This is a genomic window from Variovorax sp. F042 (assembly GCF_057814215.1).
Map to the genome: position 1 here is coordinate 132,153 of NZ_JBVASX010000007.1, position 21,422 is coordinate 153,574.

At 66.7% G+C, this 21,422-nt stretch carries 19 protein-coding genes; 13 read left to right on the top strand and 6 right to left on the bottom strand.

The window, feature by feature from the left end; translation table 11 throughout:
• Positions 1-20 precede the first annotated feature (20 nt).
• From ACZYSP_RS21990 to serA, 4 genes are all read right to left on the bottom strand, one after another.
• The gene (locus ACZYSP_RS21990; RefSeq protein ID WP_093057472.1) at positions 21-434 is read right to left on the bottom strand and encodes a gamma-butyrobetaine hydroxylase family protein; all 414 of its coding nucleotides are present in this window, start codon (positions 432-434) and stop codon (positions 21-23) included.
• Positions 434-823, bottom strand: coding sequence for an HIT family protein (locus ACZYSP_RS21995; RefSeq protein ID WP_489016698.1), 390 nt, complete (start codon positions 821-823; stop codon positions 434-436). The genes ACZYSP_RS21990 and ACZYSP_RS21995 overlap by 1 nt, the downstream gene beginning before the upstream one ends.
• A gap of 47 nt (positions 824-870) precedes the next feature.
• Positions 871-4,749 (bottom strand): DUF3683 domain-containing protein, encoded by a 3,879-nt coding sequence (locus ACZYSP_RS22000; protein ID WP_489016532.1) that lies wholly within the window; start codon positions 4,747-4,749, stop codon positions 871-873.
• 147 nt (positions 4,750-4,896) lie between these two features.
• On the bottom strand, positions 4,897-6,129 hold the full coding sequence (gene serA / locus ACZYSP_RS22005; RefSeq protein ID WP_093178732.1) for a phosphoglycerate dehydrogenase: 1,233 nt from the start codon (positions 6,127-6,129) through the stop codon (positions 4,897-4,899).
• 236 nt (positions 6,130-6,365) lie between these two features.
• On the opposite strand from serA, the gene ugpB reads away from it, so the two are divergent.
• From ugpB to ACZYSP_RS22035, 6 genes are all read left to right on the top strand, one after another.
• Positions 6,366-7,676 carry a sn-glycerol-3-phosphate ABC transporter substrate-binding protein UgpB gene (gene ugpB, locus ACZYSP_RS22010; protein ID WP_093057469.1) on the top strand — a complete coding sequence of 437 codons (1,311 nt, stop codon included), beginning with the start codon at positions 6,366-6,368 and terminating at the stop codon, positions 7,674-7,676.
• A gap of 99 nt (positions 7,677-7,775) precedes the next feature.
• On the top strand, positions 7,776-8,657 hold the full coding sequence (gene ugpA / locus ACZYSP_RS22015) for a sn-glycerol-3-phosphate ABC transporter permease UgpA (protein ID WP_093057468.1): 882 nt from the start codon (positions 7,776-7,778) through the stop codon (positions 8,655-8,657).
• 1 nt (position 8,658) lies between these two features.
• Positions 8,659-9,510, top strand: coding sequence for a sn-glycerol-3-phosphate ABC transporter permease UgpE (gene ugpE / locus ACZYSP_RS22020; protein ID WP_093057467.1), 852 nt, complete (start codon positions 8,659-8,661; stop codon positions 9,508-9,510).
• A gap of 3 nt (positions 9,511-9,513) precedes the next feature.
• Positions 9,514-10,521 carry a sn-glycerol-3-phosphate ABC transporter ATP-binding protein UgpC gene (ugpC, locus tag ACZYSP_RS22025; RefSeq protein WP_093077457.1) on the top strand — a complete coding sequence of 336 codons (1,008 nt, stop codon included), beginning with the start codon at positions 9,514-9,516 and terminating at the stop codon, positions 10,519-10,521.
• A 3-nt stretch (positions 10,522-10,524) separates the two neighbouring features.
• On the top strand, positions 10,525-11,271 hold the full coding sequence (ugpQ, locus tag ACZYSP_RS22030) for a glycerophosphodiester phosphodiesterase (protein WP_489016536.1): 747 nt from the start codon (positions 10,525-10,527) through the stop codon (positions 11,269-11,271).
• Between the two features lie 77 nt (positions 11,272-11,348).
• Positions 11,349-13,781, top strand: coding sequence for a DUF3772 domain-containing protein (locus ACZYSP_RS22035; RefSeq protein ID WP_093077460.1), 2,433 nt, complete (start codon positions 11,349-11,351; stop codon positions 13,779-13,781).
• Positions 13,782-13,805: 24 nt separating this feature from the next.
• On the opposite strand, the gene ACZYSP_RS22040 is transcribed toward ACZYSP_RS22035, so the two are convergent.
• Complete coding sequence (locus ACZYSP_RS22040; protein ID WP_093057502.1) at positions 13,806-14,276, bottom strand: Lrp/AsnC family transcriptional regulator; 471 nt, start codon at positions 14,274-14,276, stop codon at positions 13,806-13,808.
• Between the two features lie 265 nt (positions 14,277-14,541).
• Here ACZYSP_RS22040 and ACZYSP_RS22045 point away from each other — a divergent pair, with 265 nt between their 5' ends.
• Genes ACZYSP_RS22045 through ACZYSP_RS22060 form a run of 4 tightly spaced genes read left to right on the top strand, consistent with a single transcriptional unit; the run spans position 14,542 to position 17,692 of the window.
• Entirely contained in the window at positions 14,542-15,468 is a 927-nt protein-coding gene (locus ACZYSP_RS22045; RefSeq protein ID WP_489016701.1) for an ABC transporter substrate-binding protein, read from the top strand.
• Positions 15,469-15,489: 21 nt separating this feature from the next.
• The gene (locus ACZYSP_RS22050; RefSeq protein ID WP_489016538.1) at positions 15,490-16,386 is read left to right on the top strand and encodes an ABC transporter permease; all 897 of its coding nucleotides are present in this window, start codon (positions 15,490-15,492) and stop codon (positions 16,384-16,386) included.
• Positions 16,386-17,180: an ABC transporter ATP-binding protein gene (locus tag ACZYSP_RS22055; RefSeq protein ID WP_093057462.1), complete on the top strand. Its 795-nt coding sequence runs from the start codon at positions 16,386-16,388 to the stop codon at positions 17,178-17,180. Before ACZYSP_RS22050 ends, ACZYSP_RS22055 begins: the two co-directional genes overlap by 1 nt.
• Complete coding sequence (locus tag ACZYSP_RS22060) at positions 17,180-17,692, top strand: GNAT family N-acetyltransferase (protein ID WP_489016541.1); 513 nt, start codon at positions 17,180-17,182, stop codon at positions 17,690-17,692. The genes ACZYSP_RS22055 and ACZYSP_RS22060 overlap by 1 nt, the downstream gene beginning before the upstream one ends.
• Positions 17,693-17,699: 7 nt before the next feature.
• On the opposite strand, the gene ACZYSP_RS22065 is transcribed toward ACZYSP_RS22060, so the two are convergent.
• Positions 17,700-17,978, bottom strand: a complete 279-nt coding sequence (locus tag ACZYSP_RS22065; protein ID WP_093077466.1) for a hypothetical protein — start codon at positions 17,976-17,978, stop codon at positions 17,700-17,702.
• A gap of 112 nt (positions 17,979-18,090) precedes the next feature.
• Here ACZYSP_RS22065 and hemA point away from each other — a divergent pair, with 112 nt between their 5' ends.
• The 3 genes from hemA (at position 18,091) to prmC (ending at position 21,404) form a co-directional block, all read left to right on the top strand.
• Complete coding sequence (gene hemA / locus ACZYSP_RS22070) at positions 18,091-19,362, top strand: glutamyl-tRNA reductase (protein ID WP_093057459.1); 1,272 nt, start codon at positions 18,091-18,093, stop codon at positions 19,360-19,362.
• A 99-nt stretch (positions 19,363-19,461) separates the two neighbouring features.
• A complete protein-coding gene (prfA, locus tag ACZYSP_RS22075) occupies positions 19,462-20,550 on the top strand; it encodes a peptide chain release factor 1 (RefSeq protein ID WP_307616274.1) in 1,089 nt (362 codons plus the stop codon).
• Entirely contained in the window at positions 20,550-21,404 is an 855-nt protein-coding gene (gene prmC, locus ACZYSP_RS22080; protein ID WP_489016544.1) for a peptide chain release factor N(5)-glutamine methyltransferase, read from the top strand. Before prfA ends, prmC begins: the two co-directional genes overlap by 1 nt.
• Positions 21,405-21,422 lie beyond the last annotated feature (18 nt).

Here is a 21,422-nt window from a genome sequence, read left to right on the forward strand (position 1 = left end):
TTTCAGGCGAATTCGCGCGCTCAGTGGCTGCCGCAGGCGTGGCCGCTCTTGTCGATCATCGGCGTGTCGCGGTCGACGCCAGCCTCGAGCAGGCGGCGCTCGTAGGTGGCCCACAGCTCGGCCTGCTTCTCGCCCAGTTCGTAGAGCAGGTCCCACGAGTAGATGCCCGTGTTGTGGCCGTCGCTGAAGGTCGGCTGCACGGCGTAGTTGCCGACCGCTTCGAGGTCGACGAGTTCGACCTCGCGCTTGCCCGTCTGAAGGATTTCCTGGCCCGGGCCGTGGCCCTGCACTTCGGCCGACGGCGAGTAGATGCGCATCAGCTCGAAAGGGATTCGAAAGGTCGCGCCATCGGAGAAGCCCACTTCGAGCACGCGCGACTGGCCGTGCACGGTGATCGATTGCGGCGTCGGTGCGCCCGGTTTCAAGCCTGCCATCAGAAACTCCTGTTGCCCAAGCGTTCGATCATCGCAGCCTCGAGGGCTGGCAGGCGCTCGGCGATATCCGCTTCCTGCGCCGCATTGCGTTCGCGCTGCACCGGCGCCCACACCGAGCCCGGGAAATGGCTGTCGTCGGCGAAGCGCGCGATCACGTGCCAGTGCAGATGCGCCACCATGTTGCCGAGCGCGGCGAGATTGATTTTCGTTGGCTTCAGGTGCTCGCGCAGGCACTGCTCGACGACCGCCACTGCTTCCATGCACAGCGTGCGATTTGCGGCATCGAGGTCGGAAAACTCCGCCGCATGGTCACGCCACACCACGCGATAGAAAGCCGGAAAGCCCGCCTCTTCCGCATGGATGACGCGCAGCTTCGCGCCCTCGAACATGAGGCGGCCACCCGGCCCCTCGCACAGCACGCAGCCCTGTGCCTTCGTCACACCAGCACCCGCTCGATCCCGCCCTGATTGGCTGCGGCCACATAGGTCGGCATCCAGTCGGCACCGAGGATCTTGTTGGCCATCTCGACCACGATGTAGTCGGCTTCGAGCAGGCCGTTGTTCAGGTCGTTGCCGTAGCGCGAGAGGCCTTGCAGGCAGCTCGGGCAACTGGTGAGGATCTTCACGTTGTCCTGTGAGCCGACCTTGCCGGAGTCGCGCAGCGCGGCTTCACCCTTCTTCAGCTCTTCTTCCTTGCGGAAGCGGATCTGCGTCGAGATGTCGGGCCGCGACACGCCCAGCGTGCCCGATTCGCCGCAGCAGCGGTCATTCTTGAGCACGTTGTCGCCGACCAGCGCCTTCACGGTCTTCATCGGGTCCTGCAGCTTCATCGGCGAATGGCAGGGATCGTGGTACAGGTAGCCGCCACCGCCCGCATCGGCAAGCGTGATGCCCTTTTCGAGCAGGTACTCGTGGATGTCGATGATCCGGCAGCCCGGGAAGATCTTGTCGAACTGGTATCCCTGCAGCTGGTCGTAGCAGGTACCGCAGCTCACCACCACCGTCTTGATGTCGAGGTAGTTGAGCGTGTTAGCCACGCGGTGGAAGAGCACGCGGTTGTCCGTGATCATCTTCTCGGCTTTGTCGAACTGGCCGCTGCCGCGCTGCGGATAGCCACAGCACAGGTAGCCCGGCGGCAGCACGGTTTGCACGCCCGCGTGCCAGAGCATCGCCTGCGTGGCGAGGCCGACCTGCGAGAACAGCCGCTCCGAACCGCAGCCCGGAAAGTAGAAGACGGCCTCTGTCTCGGAGGTGGTCGCCTTCGGGTTGCGGATGATCGGCACGTAGTCGGCATCCTCGATGTCGAGCAACGCGCGCGCCGTTTTCTTCGGCAGGTTGCCCGGCATCTTCTTGTTGATGAAGTGGATCACCTGCTCCTTGACCGGCGCCGGACCCAGCGTGGCTGGCGGTGCCGCCGTCTGCTTCTTCGCGAGGCCGCGCAGCAGGTCGTTGGCCATGCGCTGCGCCTTGAAGCCGATGCCCACCATGCCTGCGCGCACCGCCTTGATGGTCTGCGGATTGGTCGCGTTGAGGAAGAACATCGCAGCAGCGTTGCCAGGACGGAAGCTTTTCTGGCCCATCTTGCGCAGCAGGTTGCGCATGTTCATCGACACGTCGCCGAAGTCGATCTTCACGGGGCACGGCGTGAGGCACTTGTGGCACACGGTGCAGTGGTCGGCCACGTCCTCGAACTCTTCCCAGTGCTTGATGCTGATGCCGCGCCGGGTCTGCTCTTCGTAGAGGAAGGCCTCCACCAGCAGCGAGGTCGCGAGGATCTTGTTGCGCGGGCTGTACAGCAGGTTGGCACGCGGCACGTGCGTGGCGCACACAGGCTTGCACTTGCCGCAGCGCAGGCAGTCCTTCACGCTGTCGGCAATGGCGCCGATGTCGCTCTGCTGCATGATCAGCGACTCATGGCCCATGAGGCCGAAGCTCGGCGTGTAGGCGTTGGTCAGGTCGGCGTGCAGCGTCTGCGCCTCGCCGGCAGGCGCGCGCAGCAGCTTGCCCTTGTTGAAGCGGCCTTCGGGGTCGACCCTGGCCTTGTATTCGGTGAACGGGCGCAGTTCTTCGTCGCTCAGGAATTCGAGCTTGGTGATGCCGATGCCGTGCTCGCCCGAGATCACGCCGTCGAGGCTGCGCGCCAGCGCCATGATGCGCACCACTGCGGCATGCGCGGTCTGCAGCATGTCGTAGTTGTCGCTGTTGACGGGGATGTTGGTGTGGACGTTGCCGTCGCCCGCGTGCATGTGCAGCGCGACCCACACGCGGCCCTTGAGCACGCGCTTGTGGATGGCGGCGCACTCCGCCAGGATCGGCGCGAACTCGGCGCCCGAGAAAATCTCCTGCAGCGGCTGGCGCAGTTGCGTCTTCCAGCTCGCACGCAGGCTGTGGTCCTGCAGTTGCGGGAACAGCGCATCGACGTTCTGCAGCCAGCCGGCCCAGAGCGTGCGCACTTCCTGCACCAGCGCCACGGCCTGTGCCACGCGGTCTTCGAGCAGCTCGGCCGCCGGAATCTCGTGCGCATCGTCGGTCTTGCCCAGTGGCAGGTTACCGCGCATGAGAAAGGCTTCGAGCTCGTCGGTGAGCGCGAGCTTGTTCTGCAGCGACAGCTCGATGTTGATGCGCTCGATGCCGTCGCTGTACTCGGCCATGCGCGGCAGCGGAATCACCACGTCTTCGTTGATCTTGAAGGCGTTGGTGTGCTTGCTGATGGCGGCCGTGCGCTTGCGGTCGAGCCAGAACTTCTTGCGCGCCTCGGGGCTGATGGCGATGAAGCCTTCGCCGCTGCGCGAGTTGGCGATGCGCACCACCTCGGAGGTGACGCGGGCCACCGCATCGGCATCGTCGCCGGCGATGTCGCCGAACAGCACCATCTTCGGCAGGCCGCCGTGCTTCTTCGACTTGGTGGCGTAGCCCACCGCCTTGAGGTAGCGGTCGTCCAGGTGCTCGAGGCCGGCCAGCAGCACGCCCGAGCGTTTCTGCTCGGCGAACATGAAGTCCTTGATCTCGACGATGCTGGGCACCGCGTCCTTGGCGTTGCCGAAGAATTCGAGGCACACGGTGCGCGTGTGCGAGGGCATCTTGTGCACCACCCAGCGGCAGCTGGTGATGAGGCCATCGCAGCCTTCCTTCTGGATGCCCGGCAGGCCCGAGAGGAACTTGTCGGTCACGTCCTTGCCCAGGCCTTCCTTGCGGAAGGTGCGGCCAGGGATGTCGAGGCGCTCGGTGCGCAGCTTGGTCTTGCCGTCGGCAGCGTAGTACTGCAGCTCGAACACGGCGCTCTCGGCGTCGTGGATCTTGCCGAGGTTGTGGCCGATGCGCGTGACTTCGAGCCATTCGGCCTGCGGCGTGACCATGCGCCACGAGGCGAGGTTGTCGAGCGCCGTGCCCCATAGCACGGCCTTCTTGCCGCCGGCGTTCATGGCGACGTTGCCGCCGACGCACGAGGCCTCGGCCGACGTCGGATCGACCGCGAAGACGAAGCCCGCGCGCTCGGCCGCATCGGCCACGCGCTGCGTGACCACGCCAGCTTCGGTCCAGATGGTGGGCACGGGGTCGGCCAGGCCGGGCAGCGAGACGTGCTCGACCTCGGTCATCGCCTCGAGCTTCTCGGTGTTGATGACGACGCTGTTCCAGGTCAGTGGGATGGCGCCGCCGGTGTAGCCGGTGCCGCCTCCGCGCGGAATGATGGTCAGGCCCAGCTCGATGCAGCCTTTCACCAGCAGCGCCATCTCGACCTCGGTGTCGGGGCACAGCACGACGAAGGGGTATTCCACGCGCCAGTCGGTGGCGTCGGTGACGTGCGACACGCGCGACAGCCCGTCGAACTTGATGTTGTCCTTGGCCGTGAGCCGGCCCAGCACGCGCGTGGCCTTGCGGCGCAGGGCGGCGACGTCGCGGAACTTGGTGTCGAAGGCGGCCACCGCCTCGCCCACGAGGCCGGTGAGTTCGCCCACGAGCTGGTCGCGCGGCAGGTCGCTGTCGGGGGTGCGGCGCTTTTGCACCTCGGTCAGGCGGTGCCTGAGGGCATCGACCAGCTGGCCGCGGCGGCGCGGATTGTCGAGCAGGTCGTCGACGAGGTACGGATTGCGCTGCACCACCCAGATGTCGCCGAGCACTTCATAGAGCATGCGGGCCGATCGGCCGGTGCGGCGCTCGGCGCGCAAGGTCTGGAGCAGTTCCCAGCCGCGTTCGCCCAGCAGGCGAATCACGATCTCGCGATCGGAGAAGCTGGTGTAGTTGTACGGGATCTCGCGCAGTCGGACAGGCTCTGCGGCCTGTGCCAACAGCGTGTTCAACGCAGTCGGAGCATTCATCGGGTGGGGCGCCTCGGCCGGGCGCTGCGCGCCCATAGCCGGGCTGGGGATTTTAGGGCAGCGCCTGGGGACTTGCCTCGTGACGGTTGCTACGGCCTTGTGCTAAGCATGGCTCCCGGAGGGCTCCCCGCCCCTTCCCAAGGAAACTCAGAACAACACGCGGCTGCGAATCGTCCCGCCCACCTTCGCCAGTTTCTCCAGCGCCAGGTCCGAGGATGCCGCGTCGATGTCCATCACCACATAGCCGATCCTCTCGTTCGTCTGCAGGAACTGCGAGGAGATGTTGATCTGGTTGTCCGAAAAGATCTTGTTGATCTCGGACAGCACCCCAGGCACGTTCCGGTGGACGTGCAGCAGCCGGTGCTTGCCAGGGTGCGCAGGCAGCGCCACTTCAGGGAAGTTGACGGAAGACGTCGAAGTGCCGTTGTCGCTGTACTTGACCAGCTTTTCCGCCACTTCCAGCCCGATGTTGGCCTGCGCCTCCATGGTCGAGCCGCCGATGTGCGGCGTCAGGATCACGTTGTCGAGGCCCCGCAGCGGCGACTGGAACTCGTCCTTGTTGCTGCGCGGCTCCACCGGGAACACGTCGATGGCGGCGCCCAGCAGCTTTTTCGCCTTCAGGGCCTCGGCCAGCGAGTCGATCTCGACCACCGTGCCGCGCGAGGCGTTGATCAGGATGGCGCCGGGCTTCATTGCCGCGATCTCGGCCGCGCCGATCATCCATTGCGTGGCCTGCGTCTCGGGCACGTGCAGCGTCACGATGTCGCTCTGGGCCAGCAACTGGTGCAGCTCGCGCACCTGGCGCGCATTGCCCAGCGGCAGCTTGGTGACCACGTCGAAGAAGGCCACGTGCATGCCCAGCGCCTCGGCCAGCACCGACAGCTGCGCGCCGATGGAGCCGTAGCCCACGATGCCCAGCGTCTTGCCGCGGATTTCAAACGCGTTGTCGGCCGACTTGAGCCAGCCGCCGCGGTGCGCCACCGCACTCTTCTCGGGCACGCCGCGCAGCAGCAGGATGGCTTCGGCCAGCACCAGTTCGGCCACCGAGCGGGTGTTGGAATACGGGGCATTGAACACCGCCACGCCGTGCTCGCGGGCAGCTTCGAGGTCGACCTGGTTGGTGCCGATGCAAAAGCACCCGGCGGCCACCAGCTTGTGGGCGGCGGCGAACACCTCGGCCGTCAGTTGGGTGCGCGAGCGGATACCCAGGAAATGCACGTCGGCGATCTTCGCCTTGAGCTCGGCGTCGGGTAGCGCGCCCGGCAGCGACTCGATGTTGGTGTAGCCGGCGGCGCGCAGCACCTCCACGGCCGAGGGGTGAATGCCTTCGAGCAAGAGGAACTTGATCCTGCTTTTGTCGAGGGAGGTTTTGCTGCTCATGGCGCTCTCGCAGAAGTCCCGGCCGTGGCGACAGGCTAGGCCAAAAAAGGGAGGGCGATGCTAGCATGGTGCGGCGCAGCAAGCAGGGCCGCAGCCCGCGCCGGGCCTGATGCAAACAGGGCCAAAGGGGTTTCCCCGATTGGAAGCACCCCGCGCTCCATGCGCCAATGTGACGCGGCTGTGTCATGCACATGCCCTAGCATCCGCGCTTTCCATTTTTCCCTTCAGGAGTCTTCATGCGATTCAAGACGCTTGCGCTGGCATCGGCGTTGGCCGCCACGCTGTTCAACGTGGCACAGGCCCAGACCGAGATCCAGTGGTGGCATTCCATGACCGCCGTCAACAACGAGTGGGTCAACGATCTGGCCAAGCAGTTCAACGAGAGCCAGAAGGAATACAAGGTCATCCCGACCTTCAAGGGCACGTACGACGAATCGATGACGGCTTCCATCGCGGCCTTCCGCGCCGGCAACGCACCGCACATCCTGCAGGTGTTCGAAGTGGGCACCGCCACCATGATGGCCAGCAAGGGCGCCATCGTGCCGGTCGGCCAGGTCATGAAGGACGCGGGCGAGAAGTTCGACCCGGCCGCCTACATCCCTGCCGTGGCCGGCTACTACACCGCCCCCAATGGCCAGATGCTGAGCTTCCCGTTCAACAGCTCGACCACCATCTTCTATTTCAACAAGGACGCCTTCAAGGCTGCCGGCCTGCCCACCGACAAGGCGCCGTCGACCTGGCCCGAGGTGGTTGCCGCCGCCGCCAAGCTCAAGGCCAGCGGCCACAAGTGCCCGTTCACCACGGCCTGGCAGAACTGGACGCAGGTGGAGAGCTTCTCGGCCTGGCACAACGTGGAATTCGCCAGCAAGGCCAACGGCCTGCAGGGCCTGGACGCGCGCCTGAAGGTGAACTCGCCGCTGCACCAGCGCCACATCGAGAACCTGGCCAGCATGGCCAAGCAGGGCCTGTTCATCTACAAGGGCCGCGGCAACGTGCCCGAGGCCTCGTTCGTGTCGGGCGAGTGCGCCATGATCAACACCTCTTCGGGCTTCTACGGCAACGTGGCCAAGAACGCCAAGTTCGCCTACGGCCTGGCGCCCCTGCCCTACTACCCGGACGTGCCGGGCGCACCGCAGAACACCGTGATCGGCGGCGCCAGCCTGTGGGTCATGTCGGGCAAGAAGCCGGCCGAATACAAGGGCGTGGCCAAGTTCTTCAGCTTCATCTCGACGCCTGAAGTGCAGTCCGCCAGCCACAAGCGCACGGGCTACCTGCCCGTGACCACCGCTTCGTACAAGCTCACCGAAGAGTCGGGCTTCTACAAGCAGAACCCCGGCACCGACGTGGCCGTGACGCAGATGATCCGCAAGGTCACCGACAAGAGCCGCGGCATCCGCCTGGGCAACTACGTGCAGATCCGCGCCATCGAGGACGAAGAGCTCGAACAGGTCTGGAACGGCAAGAAGACGGCCAAGGAAGCCCTTGACGCCATCGTGACCCGCGGCAACGAGCAGCTGGAACGCTTCCAGAAGGCAAACAAGAGCTGACGATTGACGACCGGGCCCCTCGTGTCCGGCTAATATCGCCCGCCCCCGCTCACTCTTCTACAAGAGTGGGCGCGGCGGGATTTTTTACGTAGAGGGTTCATGGAAAAACGCGTCTTCTTTCGCTCGGGCTGGCTGCCCTGGCTGCTGCTGGCACCCCAGATGGCGGTGATCCTCGTGTTTTTCTTCTGGCCGGCGGGGCAGGCCATCCTGCAATCGCTGCAGCAGCAGGATGCGTTCGGCACATCGGTCGAATTCGTCGGGCTGCAGAACTTCAAGGAGCTGTTCCACGACCCGGCCTACGCCGAGTCGTTCAAGACCACCGCCGTTTTCTCGGTGCTGGTGGCCGGCATCGGCATCAGCCTGTCGCTGGCGCTCGCCGTGTTCGCCGACCGCATCGTTCGCGGCGGCATGTTCTACAAGACCATGCTGATCCTGCCGTACGCGGTGGCTCCCGCCGTGGCGGCCGTGCTGTGGGTCTTCATGTTCTCGCCGTCGCTGGGCGTGGTGGCCTATGCACTCGGCAAGATCGGCATCGACTGGAACCATCTGCTCAATTCGCGGCATGCCATGACGCTGATCGTCATGGCGGCTGTGTGGAAGCAGATTTCCTACAACTTCCTGTTCTTCCTGGCCGGCCTGCAGTCCATTCCGAAATCGCTGATCGAGGCCGCAGCCATCGATGGCGCGCGCCCGTGGCGCCGGTTCTGGACCGTGCAGTTCCCGCTGCTGTCGCCCACCACGTTCTTCCTGCTGGTGATGAACGTGGTCTACGCCTTCTTCGACACCTTCGCCATCGTCCACGCTGCCACCGAGGGCGGCCCCGGCAAGGACACCGAAATTCTCGTCTACAAGGTCTATCACGACGGCTTCAAGGCACTGGACCTTGGCGGCTCGGCCGCACAGTCGGTGGTGCTGATGGTGATCGTCATCGCGCTGACCATCGTGCAGTTCCGCTACGTCGAAAAGAAGGTGCAGTACTGACATGGTTGAAAAACGAAGCACCCAGGGCATCCTGGCCCACGTGGTGATGATCCTCGGGGTCATCATCGTCGCCTTCCCCATCTACCTTGCGTTCGTGGCGTCCACCCACACCGCGCAGGAGATCGTGCAGCGGCCCATGCCGCTGCTGCCCGGCAGCCACATGCTGGACAGCTACAAGGCCGCGCTCTTCGGCCGCGCCACCAGCGCCGGATCGAACGCGCCTGTTGCGCACATGATGTGGGTGAGCCTGGTGACGGCCATGGTCATTGCCATCGGCAAGATCTCGATCTCGCTGCTGTCGGCCTTCGCCATCGTCTACTTCCGCTTTCCGTTCAAGAAGATCTGCTTCTGGGCCATCTTCGTGACGCTGATGCTGCCGGTGGAAGTGCGCATCCTGCCCACCTACAAGGTGCTGTCGGACCTGAGCCTGCTGAACTCGTACGCGGGCCTCACGGTGCCGCTGATCGCGTCGGCCACGGCCACCTTCCTGTTCCGCCAGTTCTTCCTGACGGTGCCCGAGGAGCTCACCGAGGCCTCGCGCATGGATGGCGCCGGTCCGATGCGCTTCTTCTTCGATGTGCTGCTGCCGCTGTCGAAGACTTCGATCGCCGCGCTGTTCGTGATCCAGTTCATCTACGGCTGGAACCAGTACCTCTGGCCGCTCCTGGCGGTCACCAACGAAGACATGTACCCCATCGTCGTCGGCATCAAGCGGCTGATTGCCGGCGGCGATGGCCAGAACGAATGGAACGTCGTGATGGCCACCGCCATCCTGGCCATGCTGCCGCCCGCGCTGGTGGTGGTGCTGATGCAAAAGTGGTTCGTCAAGGGCCTCGTGGACACTGAAAAATAAGTTATGGCTGCTCTCTCCCTACGCAACGTCATCAAGCGCTACGGCCACGGGCCGAAAGCCAACCAGGTCATCCACGGCGTGAGCGCCGAGATCGCCGACCATGAATTCATCGTCATCGTCGGCCCCTCGGGCTGCGGCAAGTCCACGCTGCTGCGCATGGTGGCGGGCCTGGAGGAAGTCTCGGCCGGCGAGATCGCCATCGGCAACAAGGTGGTGAACCAGCTCGAACCCTCCGAGCGCGACATCGCCATGGTGTTCCAGAACTACGCGCTGTACCCGCACATGAGCGTGTTCGCAAACATGGCCTATGGCCTGAAGATCGCCAAGGTGCCGGTCGACGAGATCAAGGTGCGCGTCGACAAGGCCGCGAAGATCCTCGAGCTCGGCCACCTGCTGGAACGCAAGCCGCGCGAACTCTCCGGCGGCCAGCGCCAGCGCGTGGCCATGGGCCGCGCCATCGTGCGCCAGCCACAGGTGTTCCTGTTCGACGAGCCGCTGTCGAACCTCGACGCCAAGCTGCGCGCGCAGACGCGCCTTGAAATCCAGAAGCTGCACCGCGAGCTCGGCATCACTTCGCTGTTCGTCACGCACGACCAGGTCGAGGCCATGACGCTGGCGCAACGCATCATCGTGATGAACGGCGGCGTGATGGACCAGTTCGCCACGCCCGAAGAGGTGTACAACCGCCCCGCCACCACCTTCGTAGCCAGCTTCATCGGCTCACCGCCGATGAACCTGCTGCGGCACGCGCCGGGCGTGCGCCCGGGCCAGATCCTGGGCATTCGCCCCGAGCACCTGAAGCTCGACGAAAGCGGCTGGACGGTGCAGGTCGAGCAGGTCGAACTGCTGGGCGCCGAGCGCCTGGTGTACGGCCGCATCGGCGACGAGCAGATCATCATGCGCACCGACGAAAGCGACCATCCACCGGTCGCGGGCGACACGGTGAAGATCGCGGCGCGCGAAGACAAGCTGCACTGGTTCGACGCCGGTTCGGGCAAGCGCGCAGACTGAACGATGGCCTTGTCGACACCCTGGCCGTATCCCCGCTGGGTCGCGCATCGCGGCGCCGGCAAGCTGGCACCCGAAAACACGCTTGCGGCCTTCAAGCTCGGCGCCTCGCACGGCTACCGCATGTTCGAGTGCGACGCCAAGCTCAGCGCCGACGGCGTGGTCTTCCTCATGCACGACGCCACACTCGGCCGCACCACCAGCGGCCACGGCATCGGCGGCGCGCAGCCCTGGAGCGCGCTGGCGCAGCTCGACGCGGGCGGCTGGCACTCGCGCGCCTACGCGGGCGAGCCGCTGCCCACGCTGGAGAACATCGCGCGCTTCTGCCTGGCCAACGGGCACCTGCTCAACATCGAGATCAAGCCGACGCCCGGCGTCGAGCGCGAAACCGGTGAAGTGGTGGCGCGCGAGGCCGCCCGCCTGTGGCAGGGCGCGGCCGTGCCGCCGCTGCTCACGTCCTTCCAGGTCGAATCGCTCAAAGGCGCGCAGGCGGTGCAGCCCGAGCTGCCGCGCGGCCTGCTGCTCGACAAGCTGTGGAACGGCTGGCTCGAGGCCGCGCAGCAGCTGGACTGCGTGGCCATCGTCTGCAACCACGCGCTGTGGGACGCGGCGGTGGTGGCACAAGTGCACGGCGCAGGCCTGCGCGCACTGAGCTACACGGTGAACGACGAGTGGGCTGCGCAGCGGCTGATCGACCTGGGCACCGACGGCATCATCACCGACAGGGTGGACTTGTTCAGCCCCGCCGGCTGAAGCTGCGCGGCTGAGGCTGCACCTACGCACTTACTTCTTACCGGCCCTTACGAAATGGCGGCTTCTATGATGCGGCCATGAGTTGGACCCTACGCTTCGCGAGCTTCTGCTTCGCAGCCCTGTGCATGTGCGGCGTCGCCTCGGCGCAGCCAGACCTCGGCGGCAACGCCAACAGTGCTGCCGCGGCCGCAGCAGCCCCCGCCCCCACAGTGGCCGAACTGCGCGAGCAGTTCACCAAGCTCAGCACCGCCGCCGAGACCGACGAGGACGCGCGCAAGCTGCTCGCGCAGATCAACGACATCGGCACCCAGGCCGACAAGTTCGTCACCGCGCGCACCGGCGAGCTTGCCGATCTGAACGCCCGGCTCGGCGAACTCGGCAACCCGCCCGCCGCTGGCGCCACCGAAGACCCCGACATCACCCGCCAGCGCGCGCGCCTGACCAAGGAGCGCAACGCACTCGACGCCGACATCCGCCTTGCGCGCCTGCTGTCGGTCGACGTACGGCAGCGCGGCACCGAGCTGGTCACGCAGCGCCGGGCGCTGTTCGAGGCGCAGCTCACCGAGCGCGCGGCCTCGCCGCTGACCGCCGAGTTCTGGAACGACCTGCGCGAGGCCTGGCCCGACGACCAGGCACGGCTGAAGGCGATGGTGTCCTCGGTGAACGACGGCCTGGTGGCCGCGACCCAACCCGAAACGCGCCTGCAGGTGATCGCGGCCCTGATCGGGGCGCTGCTGCTCGCGGTGTTCGGCAACTGGGCGGCCGAAGTCCTGCTCGCCCGGCTGGCCGCGCGCGTCCTGCCGGCGGGGCGGCTGCGGCGTTCGGTGCTGGTGATCGGCATCGTCGCGAGCCATGTGCTGCTCGTGGCCGTGGCCGCGCACGGCTTCGTCGAGGTGCTGAAAGAGTTCGCCACCTGGGAGCCGCAGGCGCGCAAGGTACTCAATTCGACGGCCCAGGCGCTGGTGTTCATGGCCTTCGTGATCGGGCTGGGCCGCGGGCTGCTGGCCACGCGCCGACCCTCGTGGCGCCTGCCGCCGATTCCCGACGCCATGGCCACGCGGCTCGCCGCCCTGCCCTGGCTGGTGGCGCTGGTGGCCGCGCTGGCGTGGACCCCGGCGGAGGTCAACGCGCTGATCGACGCGAGCTTCGCGGCCGTGGTGGCCACGCACGTGCTCACGGCGCTGGTGCTGACGGCGCTGGTCGCCACGGTGCTCTATGTCGTGAAGCCGCTGCGCGCCGATGCGGCCGAGGCCGGCCTGCCCGAACGGCCGATGTGGGTCGGCCTGCTGGTGGCGCTGATCGGCGCGCTGATGATCGCGATCTGGGTGCTGGTGGCCGTCGGCTACGTGGCGCTGGCGAGCTTTTTGGCCTCGCAGCTCACCTGGAGCGGCATCGTGGCTGCCGCCTTCTACGTGCTGTTCAAGTTCGCTGATGACGTGTTCATGGCCACGGTGTCGTCGCGCGCCGCCTTCGGCCAGCGGCTGCAGAAGAGCTTCAACCTCGCGCCGCAGACGCTGGACCAGGTCGCCACGGTGCTGTCGGCGCTGAGCCGGGTGGCGCTGTTCTTCTACATGTTGATAGCGCTGGCCGCGCCGCTGGGCACGGGGCCGGGCGAGGTGTTCCAGCGCAGCGGCAAGTTCGGCACCGGCGTGAAGGTGGGCGAGTTCCAGCTGGTACCGGGAGCGATCCTGAGCGCGATCGCGGTGGCGGTGGTGGGCTTTGTCGTGCTTCGGATCTTCAAGCGCTGGCTCGAAAGAGCCTACCTGCCGAACACGAAGTTCGAGCCGGGCATGCAGAGCTCCATCACCACGCTGCTGGGCTATGTGGGCGGCATCCTGGTGGTGGCGTTTGCGCTTTCCGCACTGGGCATCGGCATCGAGCGCATCGCGTGGGTGGCGAGCGCGCTGTCGGTGGGTATCGGCTTCGGCCTGCAGGCGATCGTGCAGAACTTCATCTCGGGGCTGATCCTGCTGGCCGAGCAGCCGGTGAAGGTGGGCGACTGGGTGGTGCTGGGTACGGCCGAGGGCGACGTGCGGCGCATCAACGTGCGCGCCACCGAGATCCAGCTGGGCGACCGCTCGACGCTGATCGTGCCGAACTCGGAGTTCATCACCAAGACCGTGCGCAACATGACGCTGGCCAACGCCGAGGGACGCGTGCTGATCCGCCTGCCGATGCCGTTGACCACCGACGCGCAGCGCGTGCGCGACCTGATCCTCGCGGCCTGCAAGGCGCACGAAGGCGTGCTGGAAACCCCGGCGCCGTCGCTCACGCTCGAGGGCATCGAGAACGGGCTGCTGATCTTCCAGGCGATCGCCTATGTGGCGAGCCCCCGGCTCGCGGGCGGCGTGCGCAGCGACCTGCTGTTCGTGATCCTCGACGAACTGAAGAAGGCCTCGCTGCCGCTGGCCGTGCCGACGATGGTGATGACGGCTACCGCGCCGGAAGCGCTCGCGACGCCCTCCGTGCCCTCGTCGCCCGCCTCGCCGATTCCCGGCATGCCGAGCTGATCACTCCAGCAGTCATTCCAGCAGTCATTCCAGCGGCAGCGCCGTGGTGAATTTGACTTCGTTGAGGCACACGCTCGAACGCACCGCCGACACGCCGGGCATGTGCATCAGCGTGTGCATCAGGAACTGCGAGAGCGCCTCCAGGTCTTGCGCGACGACCTTGAGCACGTAGTCGAAGTCGCCCGTCACCGAGTAGCACTCCAGGATCTGCTTCAGGTCGGCGATCAGGTCCTGGAACTTGGGCAGTTCGTCGACATGGCCGCGCGCCATGGTCACGTGGATGAAGGCGATCACGCCCAGCCCGATGTGGCGCGCGTTCAGCCGCGCCGCGTAGCCGTTGATGAGCCCCAGTTCTTCCAGCCGCCGGTGGCGCCGCAGGCACTGCGCCGGCGAGAGATTGGCCACCTCGGCCAGTTCGAGGTTGGATGCACGGCCATGCACCTGCAGGTGCTCAAGAATCCTCCGGTCGATCCGGTCGAGTTCGATCTCATGCAATTTCTTCTCCCAATGCACCAAATTCATGCAATTTTATGGCGCAAAGCGGGGTAAGCCCGAGCCGTTCATGCACCTTAATTGTGCAAAGTACGATCTAGACTCCGAGGCGCCCGGGACGCACGCCGCGATCCAGGGCCGCTGAATTCCCCGCCACCGGCGCCCGCCGGCGGCTTCAGATGCATCCACACCCCCCACCCGGAGACCCTTTCCCGTGAAAAACGCTTTGCTTCGCACACCCTTCAGCGCAGTGGCCCTGGCCCTCGGCATGCTGGCCGCCGCGCCTTCGTTCGCGGCCGACACCAAGTCGGTGGCCGTGACCGCCATCGTCGAGCACCCGGCGCTGGACGCCGTGCGCGACGGCGTGAAGGCCGAGCTGAAGGCGGCCGGCTACGAAGAAGGCAAAAACCTCAAGTTCACTTACCAGAGCGCGCAGGGCAACGTGGGCACCGCAGCCCAGATCGCCCGCAAATACGTGGGCGATGCGCCCGATGCGATCGTCGCCATCGCCACGCCGTCGGCGCAGGCCGTGGTGGCCGCCACCAAGACGATTCCGGTGGTGTATTCGGCAATCACCGACCCGGTGGCCGCCAAGCTGGTGAAGAACTGGGAGCCCTCGGGCACCAACGTGACGGGCGTGTCGGACCTGTCGCCGCTCGAAAAGCACGTCGGCCTCATCAAGCAGGTGGTGCCGAACGCCAAGCGCATCGGCGTGATCTACAGCCCCGGCGAAGCCAATTCGGTGGCCATCGTCGCCTCTTTGAAGAAGGCCGCCGCCGACGCCGGCATGACCGTGGTCGAAGCCGCCGCCGCCCGCACCGTGGACGTGCCTACCGCGGCCCAGAGCCTGGTCGGCAAGGCCGACGTGATCTACACGCCCACCGACAACAACGTGGTCTCGGCCTTCGAAGGCATCGTGAAGGTGGCGCAGCAGGCCAAGCTGCCGGTGGTGGCAGCCGACACGGCCACCGTCGAGCGCGGCGCCGTTGCTGCCCTGGGCCTGAACTACAGCGACATCGGCCGCCAGACCGGCAAGATCGTGGTGCGCATCCTCAAGGGCGAGAAGCCCGGCACCATCGCCTCGCAGACCAGCACCAACTTCGAGCTGGTGGTGAACCTCGGCGCAGCCAAGCTGCAGGGCGTGACGCTGTCCGAATCGCTGCTGAAGACCGCCAAGGTCGTGAGCACGAAGTAAGCACCCGAGTCTTTTTCTCTCATGTCGCTCATCGCTTCGCTGGGCGCCATCGAGATCGGTCTCATATTCGGACTGGTCGCGCTGGGCGTCTTCATGTCGTTTCGCATCATCAATTTTCCCGACCTCACGGTGGACGGCAGCTTTCCGCTGGGCGCCGCCGTGGCCGCGACGCTGATCGTCGCGGGCTGGAACCCGGTGGCCGCCACCGCCGTGGCCTGCGTGGCCGGCGCCGTCTCGGGCTGGGTCACGGCCTGGCTCAACGTCAAGCTGAAGATCATGCAGTTGCTCGCGAGCATCCTGGTGATGATCGCGCTGTACTCCATCAACCTGCGCGTGATGGGCAAGCCCAACGTGGCGCTCATCACCGAGCCGACTGTGTTCAGCATGATCGACTTCGGCGGCATGCCCGAGCAGTGGGCCAAGCCGCTGTTGCTGCTGCTGATCGTGATCTTCGCGAAGATCCTGGTCGACATGTTCTTCGCTTCTGAAGCCGGCCTGGCGATGCGCGCCACCGGCGGCAACGCGCGCATGGCGCGGGCCCAGGGCATCTCGACCGACTTCCACACCATGGCAGGCCTGGCGCTGTCGAACGCGCTGGTGGCGCTGGCCGGCGCGCTGTTCGCCCAGAGCCAGGGCACGGCCGACATCTCGATGGGCGTGGGCACGATCGTGATCGGCCTGGCCGCGGTGATCATCGGCGAGACGCTGCTGCCCGCGCGAAGCATGGTCATCACCACCCTGGCCTGCGTGCTGGGTGCGCTGCTGTATCGCTTTTTCATCGCGATGGCGCTGAACACCGACTTCATGGGCCTGCAGGCGCAAGACCTGAACCTGGTGACTGCCGTGCTGGTGGCGTTCGCGCTTCTGGTGCCAGCCTACAAGCGCAAGCTGGGCGGGCTTTTCAAGGGGAAGAACTGATGCTGCGCGCCCAACAACTCGAGATGACCTTCAACCCGGGCACGCCGATCGAGAACCGCGTGCTGCGCGGGCTCAGCCTGGAAATTCCGACCGGCCAGTTCGTCACCGTGATCGGCTCGAACGGCGCGGGCAAGTCGACCTTTCTGAATGCGGTGAGCGGCGACCTGATCGTCGACAAAGGCAGCATCGAGATCGACGGCAAGGACGTGACCCGCCTGAACGCCTGGCAGCGCTCGGGCATGGTGGCCCGCGTGTTCCAGGACCCGATGGCCGGCACCTGCGAGGCGCTGACCATCGAGGAAAACATGGCGCTCGCCTGGAAACGCGGCGAGCGCCGGGCCTTCGGCTTTGCGCTCAACCGCAACCTGCGCGAGCTGTTCCGCGAGAAACTGTCGATCCTGAAGCTGGGGCTGGAGAACCGGCTGGCCGACCGCATCGGCCTGCTCTCGGGCGGGCAGCGGCAGGCGGTGAGCCTGCTGATGGCCTCGCTCAAGCCCTCGCGCATCCTGCTGCTGGACGAGCACACTGCCGCGCTGGACCCGAAGACTGCCGCCTTCGTGCTGGAACTGACCGCCAGGATTGTCGAAGGCAGCCAGCTCACCGCGATGATGGTGACGCACAGCATGCGCCAGGCGCTGGACTACGGTTCGCGCACGGTGATGCTGCATGAGGGCCAGGTGATCCTCGACGTGGCCGGGCCGGAGCGCTCGGGGCTCGACGTGCCCGACCTGCTGCGCATGTTCGAGCAGACACGCGGCGAAAAACTGGACGACGACAAGCTGCTGCTGGCCTGATGGTGTCGGACGCCCCCTTCGTGCGCGGCATGCGCGCCGACGACCTCGACGCCGTGCTCGCGATCCAGCTCGCCTGCTATGGCGCGGGGTTCGTGGAGGACGGCGCGCTGATCGCCCGGCGGCTCGCTGCCGCGCCGCATACGGGCTGGGTGGCCGAGCATGAAGGCGGTGTGCGGGCCTATCTGGCCGGGTATCCATCGGTAGTCGGCAAGCTCACTCCGCTGCACGGGGAGTTCGAAGTGGCCGAACAGGCCGATTCGCTGTACCTGCACGACTTGGCTGTGCACCCGGACGCCTCGGGCCTGGGGTTGGGGCCCTTGCTGGTACGCCATGCCTGGGCTCACGCGGCACGGGCCGGCTGGCGGCATTCGACGCTGGTGTCGGTGCAATCCTCGGTGGGTTTCTGGCTGCGCCAGGGCTATGCGGCCACGCAGCCCGCCGGCACCGGGCAGCAGGCCCGGCTCGCCACCTACCCCGGCGAGTCGGTCTACATGATCCGCCGGCTCGGCTGACTGGTTGTCAGCGGCGCCAGCCGCGCATCGCCAGCCACTGGACAGTGCCGCAAACCACCACGAGCGCGGCGTAGGTCACCATCGCTCCGTCACGCCCGAACACCGCGAGGCCGGCAACCGATACCCCCACGCCGGCCGCAAAGGTCAGCGCCCACTGCACCCACCAGCGCGGGACGCCGGCGCGGTTGCCGCCCAGGAACCGCCCGGCAAAGGCCAGCACCAGGGCCAGGAAGGCCGCGGGTGCTACAAAATTAAGCAGGTGATTCAAGAGGGCCAGCAGGTCCATCGGGAGGGGTTGCGCACGTGCCGGAACATGCGCGGAAGGTTATGGCTGTCATAGGGAAAGCCATTTGTCCTTCCGCAAGCCTCGTGCGGCTGCTGATTTTATAATCACGGCCATGTCAGTCTGGGCTCTCGGCTTGAACCACACGACCGCGCCGCTCGATCTGCGCGGTCGTTTCGCGTTCGCGCTCGACCAGATAGCCCCCACGCTGCAGAGCCTGCGCAGTTCCTTTGCCTCCGGCCGCCACCCCCAGGTCGAGGCCGCGATCATCTCCACCTGCAATCGCACCGAGATCTATTGCGCCTCGGAACACATCGCGCTCGACCACACCTTCGGCTGGCTGGCAGCCAGCGGCGGCGTGGCCCCTGCCCTGCTGCGCTCGCACGCCTACACCCTGCACGACGACGAAGCCGCGCGCCATGCCTTCCGCGTGGCCAGCGGGCTCGATTCGATGGTGCTCGGCGAAGCGCAGATCCTCGGCCAGATGAAGGACGCGGTGCGCGCAGCCGAGACGGCCGGCGCGCTCGGCAGTACGCTGAACCAGCTGTTCCAGCGCTCCTTTGCCGTCGCTAAGGAGGTCCGCACCGCCACAGAGATCGGCGCGCACTCCATCAGCATGGCCGCCGCGGCGGTCCGGCTGGCCGGGCAGCTCTTCGAAGATTTGCATCAAACGCGCGTGCTGTTCGTCGGCGCGGGCGAAATGATCGACCTTGCGGCCACGCATTTCGCGGCCAAGGAGCCCAAGTCGATCGCCATTGCCAACCGCACGCTCGAACGCGGCGAAAAGCTGGCCTCGCGCTTCGGCGGCGAGGCGATGCGGCTGGCCGACCTTCCCTCGCGGCTCGCCGAGTTCGACATCGTGGTGAGCTGCACCGCGAGCACGCTGCCGATCATCGGCCTGGGCGCCGTCGAGCGTGCGCTCAAGGCACGCAAGCACCGCCCGATGTTCATGGTCGACCTGGCCGTGCCGCGCGACATCGAGCCCGAAGTGAAGGCGCTCGAGGATATTTATCTCTACACCGTCGACGACCTCGCCCAGGTCGTGCAACAGGGCCAGGCCAACCGCCAGGCCGCGGTGGCACAGGCCGAAGTGATCATCGACGCCGGCGTGCAGAGCTTCATGCACTGGCTGGGCCAGCGCGGCACCGTGCCGCTGATCCAGCAGCTCAACGCGCAGGCCGACGAGTGGCGCGCCGCCGAAATGGCCCGTGCGCGCAAGCTGCTGGCCAAGGGCGAATCGGTCGATGCGGTGCTCGAGGCCATGTCGCGCGGGCTCACGCAGAAGATGATGCACGGCGCCATGGCCGAGCTGCACGCTGGCGATGCCGCCTCGCGCGAGCAGACGGCGCAGACGATCTCGCGCCTGTTCCTGCGCAAAGAGCGTTAGCGACGCTCGTCATCGCCTGGCCCGACCGGCCGCGATCTTCTTCATGCGCCCTGCCCTCGCTCGGCAGCACCCTCCCATTTTTTCGAGCCTCTTTCCCCCGTGAAATCCTTTCTGCGCCATCAACTCGAACGCTACGCCCAGCGCCTGGGCGAGCTCGACTTCCTGCTCTCGCGCGAAGACATCATGAGCGACATGGCGCAGTACCGCACCATCTCGCGCGAGCACGCCGAAGTCACGCAGATCGCCGGCCGCTACGAGCGCTACCGCCAGCGCGAGGCCGACATTGCAGGCGCCAAGGAGATGCTCGACGACCCCGACATGGCCGAGATGGCGAAGGAGGAAATCGTGGGCGCCGAAGCCGAGCTGGTGCAGCTCGAAGAAGAACTGCAGCGCCTGCTGCTGCCCAAGGACCCCGACGACGCGCGCAATGCCTTCCTCGAAATCCGCGCGGGCACGGGCGGCGACGAATCGGCGCTGTTCGCGGGCGACCTGCTGCGCATGTACACGCGCTATTGCGAGCGTGCCGGCTGGCGCTGCGAGGTGGTGAGCGAAAGCGAGAGCGAACTCGGCGGCTACAAGGAAGTGGTGATCCGCATCGTCGGCGACGACGTGTTCGGCCACCTGCGCTTCGAATCGGGCGGCCATCGCGTGCAGCGGGTGCCGGCCACCGAGACGCAGGGCCGCATCCACACCAGCGCCTGCACGGTTGCCGTGCTGGCCGAGCCCGACGAAACCGTGGCCGTGCAGATCAACCCCGCCGACCTGCGCATCGACACCTACCGCGCGAGCGGCGCCGGCGGGCAGCACATCAACAAGACCGACTCGGCCGTGCGCATCACGCACATCCCGACCGGCATCGTGGCCGAATGCCAGGACGACCGCAGCCAGCACCGCAACAAGGCCAAGGCGCTGCAGGTGCTGTCGGCGCGCATCCAGGAAAAGGAGCGCAGCGAACGCGCCGCCAAGGACGCGGCGATGCGCAAGGGGCTGATCGGCAGCGGCGACCGCTCGGACCGCATCCGCACCTACAACTTTCCGCAGGGGCGGCTGACCGACCACCGCATCAACCTCACGCTCTACAAGCTGCTCGCCATCATGGAAGGCGACCTCGGCGACGTGCTCGACGCATTGCGCGCCGCACGCGAGGCCGAGCAGCTGGCCGAGCTCGAATCGAGCCTGCCGGCGTGATGACCACCACCGAGAACCCATTGCCGTCGACCGTGGCGCAGGCGCTGACCGCGGCTGTCGCCCTGGGCATCGACCGGCTCGACGCCCAACTGCTGCTGCTGCACGCGCTGGGCCGCGCGCCGCACGACCGGGCCTGGCTGCTGGCACACGACACCGATGCGATGCCTGATTCGGCATGGTCCGCGCTGGCCGCGCAGTTGTCGCGGCGCCGCGCTGGCGAACCGGTGGCCTACCTGCTGGGCGAGAAGGAATTCCACGGCCTCAACCTGCAGGTCGATGCCCGTGTGCTGGTGCCGCGCCCCGACACGGAAACGCTGGTCGAATGGACCCTGCAGTGCCTCGAAGGCCATGCCGCCCCGCGCGCGCTCGACCTCGGCACGGGCAGCGGCGCGATCGCGCTGGCCCTGCAGCACGCCCGCCCCGATGCACAGGTCGACGCGGTCGATGCAAGCGCCGATGCGCTCACGGTCGCCCAGGCCAACGCCCGGCGCCTCGGCCTGCCCGTACGCTTCACCCAGGCGAATTGGCTCGACGGCGCCGGCAACGGCTACACGGTCATCGCCAGCAACCCGCCGTACATCGCCGCTGGCGACCCGCATCTGCCGGCGCTGCGCCATGAGCCTTCTTCCGCGCTGGTCGCGGGCGCCGACGGGCTCGACGACATCCGCCAGATCGTGCAGAACGCCCCCACCCACCTCGCAGAGGGCGGCTGGCTGCTGCTCGAACACGGCCATGACCAGGCCGCTGCCGTGCGCCAACTGCTCGCCGCGCGCGGTTTCGCCGAAGTGCAAAGCCGCGACGACCTCGCCGGCATCCAGCGCTGCTCCGGCGGAATCTGGCGCACGGTGAAATAATCCCCCCAGCCTATTTTT